The organism is Streptomyces sp. NPDC019396 (assembly GCF_040632375.1).
Taxonomy (GTDB): Bacteria; Actinomycetota; Actinomycetes; order Streptomycetales; family Streptomycetaceae; genus Streptomyces.
On record NZ_JBEYBS010000040.1, the window covers coordinates 22,640 to 28,965 of the forward strand.

The 6,326-nt window shown below is 69.0% G+C and carries 7 protein-coding genes; 6 read left to right on the plus strand and 1 reads right to left on the minus strand.

Annotated elements, in window-relative coordinates:
• The first annotated feature begins 70 nt into the window (after positions 1-70).
• The 4 genes from ABZ532_RS29520 to ABZ532_RS29535 all read left to right on the plus strand — a co-directional run bounded on the left by ABZ532_RS29520 (position 71) and on the right by ABZ532_RS29535 (position 4,574).
• On the plus strand, positions 71-616 hold the full coding sequence (locus tag ABZ532_RS29520) for a hypothetical protein (RefSeq protein ID WP_361290410.1): 546 nt from the start codon (positions 71-73) through the stop codon (positions 614-616).
• A complete protein-coding gene (locus ABZ532_RS29525; RefSeq protein WP_361290413.1) occupies positions 604-894 on the plus strand; it encodes an ATP-binding protein in 291 nt (96 codons plus the stop codon). Before ABZ532_RS29520 ends, ABZ532_RS29525 begins: the two co-directional genes overlap by 13 nt.
• Positions 895-1,428: 534 nt before the next feature.
• Positions 1,429-3,462 carry a hypothetical protein gene (locus ABZ532_RS29530; protein WP_361290416.1) on the plus strand — a complete coding sequence of 678 codons (2,034 nt, stop codon included), beginning with the start codon at positions 1,429-1,431 and terminating at the stop codon, positions 3,460-3,462.
• Positions 3,459-4,574 (plus strand): bifunctional lytic transglycosylase/C40 family peptidase, encoded by a 1,116-nt coding sequence (locus ABZ532_RS29535; RefSeq protein WP_361290419.1) that lies wholly within the window; start codon positions 3,459-3,461, stop codon positions 4,572-4,574. The genes ABZ532_RS29530 and ABZ532_RS29535 overlap by 4 nt, the downstream gene beginning before the upstream one ends.
• Here ABZ532_RS29535 and ABZ532_RS29540 read toward each other — a convergent pair.
• A complete protein-coding gene (locus ABZ532_RS29540) occupies positions 4,567-5,289 on the minus strand; it encodes a hypothetical protein (RefSeq protein ID WP_361290423.1) in 723 nt (240 codons plus the stop codon). The genes ABZ532_RS29535 and ABZ532_RS29540 overlap by 8 nt on opposite strands.
• 230 nt (positions 5,290-5,519) lie before the next feature.
• Between ABZ532_RS29540 and ABZ532_RS29545 the strand changes: the two genes are divergently transcribed.
• Complete coding sequence (locus tag ABZ532_RS29545) at positions 5,520-5,810, plus strand: hypothetical protein (RefSeq protein ID WP_361290426.1); 291 nt, start codon at positions 5,520-5,522, stop codon at positions 5,808-5,810.
• Positions 5,807-6,193 carry a hypothetical protein gene (locus tag ABZ532_RS29550; RefSeq protein ID WP_361290429.1) on the plus strand — a complete coding sequence of 129 codons (387 nt, stop codon included), beginning with the start codon at positions 5,807-5,809 and terminating at the stop codon, positions 6,191-6,193. The genes ABZ532_RS29545 and ABZ532_RS29550 overlap by 4 nt, the downstream gene beginning before the upstream one ends.
• Positions 6,194-6,326: the final 133 nt, after the last annotated feature.

A 6,326-nucleotide genomic window follows, 5' to 3' on the forward strand; every position in this document is an offset into this window, starting at 1 on the left:
CGAACCCTCGCATTCCACTCGCTCGTGACCCAGTCCCACGCCTTGCTGGCCACGCGCGGAGTAGCGCGTGATGGGTGCCGAGCAGGCGCAGGTCTCCCGGCGGGCGAAGATGCAGCGACTGACGGCGATCGAATCGCTGGTCAAGCAGTTGCGGGGGGAGGCGATGCTGCTGTCGCTGTGCCCGCAGGTCAATCCGGCCAGCGTGGTGGAGAAGATGGTCGCGGGCATCGACACCGATGCCTCCGCCCGGTATGAGCAGGTGGCCCACCGGACCCTGGATCAGTTGGAGCATCTGGAGCTGACGGGGCGTACGGACTGGCTGGCGGTGCCGCTGAAGACCTCGCGCTCCCAGGCGGTGGCCCAAGCGGTGCGCGCGGCGCGGGCCGAGATCGCCTTGCATCTGGGGCTGATGCCCGCGCGGATCCCTGCGCGCGAGGAAGTCGAGCGGCTCACCCAGGCATCTGAGCTGGCGTCCACGTGGCCCTCGCAGGTACGGCTCCGACCAGCGAGTGAGGCCGAGATCCTGTGGATCTACGGGCACAGCACGCGCCGCGGACTCATCGAGCCGCTTCTGGCTGAGCCGGGGCAAGGCGGGGCGCGGTCGTGCGCGGTTTGATCCCGCGCCGCTACCTCTTCCGCCACACCGACGTCCATCTCGCCCGCCGGGGCCTTGAGTTCCTCGGTCTGGACCCGAACGACGCCGACCTGCTCACCGAGGTCACCACCCGCCTGTCCCCCATCAACCTGTCCGATGCCGAGCAGGCCGAACGGGCCGGCGAGTGCCTGCATCGCGACTTGATGGGCCGCATCGGCGGCATGCAGGTCCGCATCCCCGACGACCCCGAGGCGGCCGCCAACATCCACTCCGACCCCGAAGCGGCCCTGGCCGTATGAACACCACCCCACACGCCCCGCTGCTCGCCCGGTGGCGCGGAGCCGCCGGGCGATGGCTCAGGCCCGGGCGGGCCTTGATCGCCGGCGTGGGCATGCTGCTGCTCGCCGCGATCACCTCCCTGCTGCTCGCCCAGGTCGCCACAGCTGCCCCCACCCCACCGCCAGCCCCCGCCCCGGCACCGACGCTGCCGGCCCCGTACAACCCGCTCAACCCCACCCCTCCCCCGCCGCTGACCCCACCGACGGGGCCCGCCGGGCCGCAGGCGCCGGGCACGGCTGCGGAGGCGGTCGAGGAAGCGAAGAAGAAGGCCGCGGCGGACAAGAACAAGCTGTCCGCGTTCGAGGAACGGGTCGAGCAGTACAAAAGGGACCGGCGTAACGGCGGGGTGCTGTCCGCGTTCGAGGTCACCGACCGCGACGGCAACCCAGTCTCCTCCTACCGGATCTTCTCCGACACCGGCGACTGGAAAGACTGGGACCTCAAGATCGAGGCGTTCCTGGTCGAAAGCCTGTTCCTGGCCACGAAGTGGATGGGTGTCCTTCGCCTGCTTCCTGATCGCCTGGAGCCTCTCCTTCAAGCTCGCCGGACTGCTCCTCAAGCCCGCGCTGACGGTATCCACGTCGGTGTATACGCACGTGTTCGTCCAGCTCGGCCTACCCGCGCTGTTCCTCACCTTCGCGGGCGTCGTCGCCGGCTGGCATCTGATGTTCGGCCGCAAAGCCCGCGGCTGGGGCGAGGCCGCAGCGGCCCTGGTCATCTCCGCTCTCGCCGTCACCACCCTGGCCGCACCACCGCAATTGCTGCTGTCCGAGCAGGACGGCGCAGTCGGCACCGCGCGCGCTCTGGCCGTCGAAGTCGCCGCCCTCGTCCTCGACAACCACAAGGCCATCGAGACACCGAAGACCACCATCAACGACACCGTGAATGACACGGTGCCCGCCGGTTCCAGCGCGGGCGCGCAGGTACGGGGTAATGCCACCGCGCTCGCCCGGCCCATCACCGACGGGCTCGTCGACGCCTTCGTCGTCCGCCCGGCGATGATCCTCTCCTACGGCCAGACCTTCGACGACGAGACCAAGGGCGCGGAAAGTTGCGCCAAGCGGTTCCGTGACTCGCGCATCGCGCAGGCGGTGTACGACGACATGGTCGACGACGCCCTCAACTCCGGCAGCGACAAGCTGCAGGAACTGCCCTGGATCGGCTCCCTGATCCCGGACGGCACCACCATCACGCCCGAGTGGATGCAAGAAAAAGCTTTCGAGGTGGGGCCCGCCAAGGAATTCGAGAAGGACTGCGTCAAGGGCGACGCAGGAGCCCTGAAGAAAGCCTCCATGGACAAGGTCGGCGGAGCCGCCTTCATGACCCTGGCCGCCCTGCTGGTGTGCCTGTTCATCATCGTCGTCGACGGCTCCTTCCTCCTGGCCCAGGTATGGATCGCCTTCGAGGCAATGCTCTCCAAAGTCGCGCTCGCCGTCGGCGTCCTACCAGGCCCTGGCCGCGCCTGGCTATGGACCCGCGCCACCTCGACACTCAAATCACTCGCCGTGATGGTCGTCGCAGTGTTCTCCCTCGCCGTGCTGATCGTCGTCATCACCGCCATCCTCAACAGCCCCGAAAAGGACCTGCCCGGCGGCCTGACCATCCGGTTCGTCGTCATCGACCTGCTGTGCATCGGGGCATTCGTCTTCCGCAAGCGCCTGACCCGCGCCACCGGAAACCTCGCGGCCACGGCCCGAACCCGACTGGGCAACAGTCCGCTCGGCGGCCAGGCCGGCCCGTCCGACCTCGGCAACGAACGCCCTCGCCGCAGCCTGGGCCGCAAGCTCCTGGTCGGCGGCATGATGCTCGGAGCGATGGCTGCCACTGGCGGCGCGGCCGGCGCGGGATACGCTCGCGGATCGAGCGCACTGGCCGCCCGTCTGGCCCGCGGTACCGGCCGCATGATCGGCGGGACGGCCAAGGCTGCCGTCGGGACGACGAAGCTGGCTGCCAAGGGCACCCTCGCTGCAAGCAAGCTGGGGCTGAAGTCCACCGTGGGCCTGCCCGTCTACGGCCCACGGGCCGTGCGCAAGACCGGCGCCGCCCTTACCGCGGTACCGGGTCAGGTCAGGGGCTCCGTCGCCAGCCTCGGCCACCGCATCCAGCAGGTCCACCAGCAATACGCTCCGCCGGTAGCGGACTTCGCCCACGAGTACGCCCACGGCGTGCGCTCCATCGGCCGCCTGGTACGCGGCCACAGACCACAGCCCTACGTACCCCGCAGCGCCCCCACCAGGCCTGCCCCCGTGCGGCCGCCCACTCCGGTCCGCTCATCTCCGGCACGTCCTGCGCGGCCCGTCCCGGTCTCGGTCGCTGCGCCCCCGGCCCGTCGGCCCCGGCCGGTCCCGCCGCGTGTCGCTCAGCCACCGGCGAGCCCGGCCCAAGCGGCCTTGCAGGTGCGGCTGCACCGCATCCGTAACCGAGGCACTCAAATACCTGCCTCCCCCGACCCTCCTGTCACGCGGCGGGCCGCTCGCCCGACCGGGCCGATCCCGCCCGCGCCCCGCCGCGGCGGAGGCGGCTCGTGACCGGTGGGAAGAAGGCCGCGATCGCCTCCGGAATCGTGCTCGCACCGCTGTCGTTCGTCCTCGGACTCGTCGTCCTGTTCGTCGCCGCGGTCGCCGGAGGCGCCGCCGAACACGAACAGGAACTCGAGGGCAACGGCGCGATCGGGCAAGGAGCGGCGCCCTCGCAGGTGGCGGGGGTGCACGCGGTAATGCTCGCCGCCTACACCCGCGCCGCCCAGAGCGTCACGAGCCTGCGGCCGAAGTGCACGGGCATGCGCTGGTCGGTCATCGCCGGCATCGGCGCGGTGGAATCCAACCACGCGGCCGGACGCACGATCGCCCCAGACGGGACCATCACCCCGCGCATCATCGGCGCCCGACTCGACGGCAGCGGCGCTGGCGGCAACACCACCGCGTTCCCCGACACCGATGGCGGACGGTGGGACGGCGACACCGCCTGCGACCGAGCCGTAGGACCCACCCAGTTCCTGCCCTCCACCTGGAAGGGCCCCAGCGGCTCCGACGGCAACAACGACGGCGTCAAAGACCCCCACAACGCCTACGACGCCGCCCTGGGCACCGCGGTCTACCTCTGCGGCACCGGCACAAGCGACCTCCGCAACCCCGCCCAGCTCCGCAAAGCGTTGCTGCGCTACAACAACGCCGGCTGGTACGCCGACAAAGTCACCGCCCACATCCGCCGATACGACCAACTCACCCCCACCGCCCCGGGCGGGACAACGGGGGTGGCAGGGCGCGTGGGTGCTGTCGTGCAAAAGGCCCTCGCTCAGCGCGGCGTCCCCTACGTATGGGGCGGCGGCGACACCACCGGCCCCACTAATGGCGGCTTCGACTGCTCCGGCCTGATGGTCTACGCCTTCTACCAAGGCGTCGGCATCACCCTCCCCCGCACCTCACAAACCCAGCGCAGCGTCGGAACCAAGGTGTCCCGCTCGGACCTGCAGCCCGGCGACCTGATCGTCATCAACAACGACGGCAACTGGGGCCACGTCGGTCTTGCCGTCGGAGCAGGTCAGATGGTGCACGCCCCACGACCAGGCAAATCAGTCGAGATCACCGCGCTCGCCGGCTACTGGGAAAAGTACGACTGGGACATTCGGCGTATCACGTGAACGGATACAGGCTGTCGCCGGAAGGTCCTCCCGGGGCGCAGAAGCGGGCACCCATGTTGTCCATCGGGTTGAAGTAGACCATCGCTGTGAACCATTGAACGGCCTTGCGCGGGTGCTTGACCTGCAGCAGGTTCGCGTAGGCGTACACGACGCGGTGCGCAGGTCGGTTGTCCAGCTCTCCGTACGGCAGCACGTCCTTGAACGGGTAGGGGAGCGGCTGCAGCACGCAGACCCCGCCGGAGGCCCAGGCGAGTCCGGCCTCCAGGTCTCCGCGGACGAGATCGGCTGGGCTCTCCACGTCGTTCGGGTCGAACTCATCGTCCTGGTCGGCGAGGTCAGCCAGCTCGTAGGCGATAGCGGTGTACGCGTCGAGATCCCTCGGGTGCTGGCTGCGGCCGGCGATCGCCACGCACCCCTTCTCGTACGCGGCGTCGTACTTTTCATCGGTCTCTTCGTCCGGTGTCCAGACACGTTCCATGGCCCATTCCGGGCGCGGGGGCAACTTCGCGATCTTCCGCTCAAGCTGGGACAGGCCGCCTGGATCATCTTCGTACTCGGCGTAGTGCGCCGCCGAGTCGAACATGTGGAACTCGGGATCCTGCATCCAGGCCATCAGCGGCCGGTCCAGCTTGGCCAGCGCCTCTGCCGCCACACCGGACGGCGCCAGCCACGGCATCACCCCTTCCAGGGCTGCCTTCTGCGTCTTCGGATCCAAGCCCACGCTCATCGCCACAGAAGCAAGTATCTGCCGTGGACACCCTCGCGGCCGGGCCTTTCTCTATCCGGCACCCGGACAGGCCGACGGCGGGATTGCCGCCACAAGGCTCCGTGGAGCCGACGTCACTGGGTCGCCCCAGCCCCCGACCGCTCGCTCCGGCGGGCGGCGGGCCGCCCGGGCGGAGCCTCAGACCGACACAGGAGTATTCTTGCTGGTATACTTTCGGGGTGGATACGACGATCAAGATTGACTCCATGGCCAGGGACCGGCTCGCCGCTCTCGCCAAGGCACGTGGGGTCACGATGCGGGCCCTCATCGAAGAGTTCGCCGCAACCTCGCTGACACCGCAAGAACTCCGCGACCGGGCGGAACGCACCAAAGCCTTCCTCGAAACCGAGTTTGGCCACCCCCTCACCGAGGATGAGACCTCGCAGCTGCGCTCCAAGATGCGCGCTGCGCAGGCTGCGCACCGAGAACGGCTCCGCGCCGGCGAGTCCTCACAGGGCCGGGCAGCGTGATCATCGAGCACTACGTCCTCGACAGCGACACCCTTTTGGCTCTCGGAGGCCACAAGCAGGTCTCCGGATTGATCCACATCGCCAGCGGGGACCCCACCGTGCGCCTATGGGTGCCGATCATCAGTGCTCTTGAGGCGGAACGCCACCGCCCGGGAATCGTCGACTACCTCGGCATCCTCGACACCCTGCACACTCTGGACGCCGACTACGAGACAGCGCACGCCATCGCGGAACTGCAGCGCCGCCACATCCCATTCGGCACCGCGGCCGCAGTACACGCTGCCCGCCCCACCATTGAGCGCCCCGACGGCGCCCTAGTCGCCACGGTCAACCCGACCTCCTACGAAGGACTCGGCGTCGCCGTAATGGACCTCAACAGCTAACGAGTTGGTGCGTGATAGCGGGTGGGGCGTGTTTGCCTTGATCACGGCGTCTTTCACATGGTGATGTTGCGGTCGGAAACGAGGCTGGCAATGGCTTGGTAGGTGGCGGGTAGGCGATCGCGACGGTGCGTCC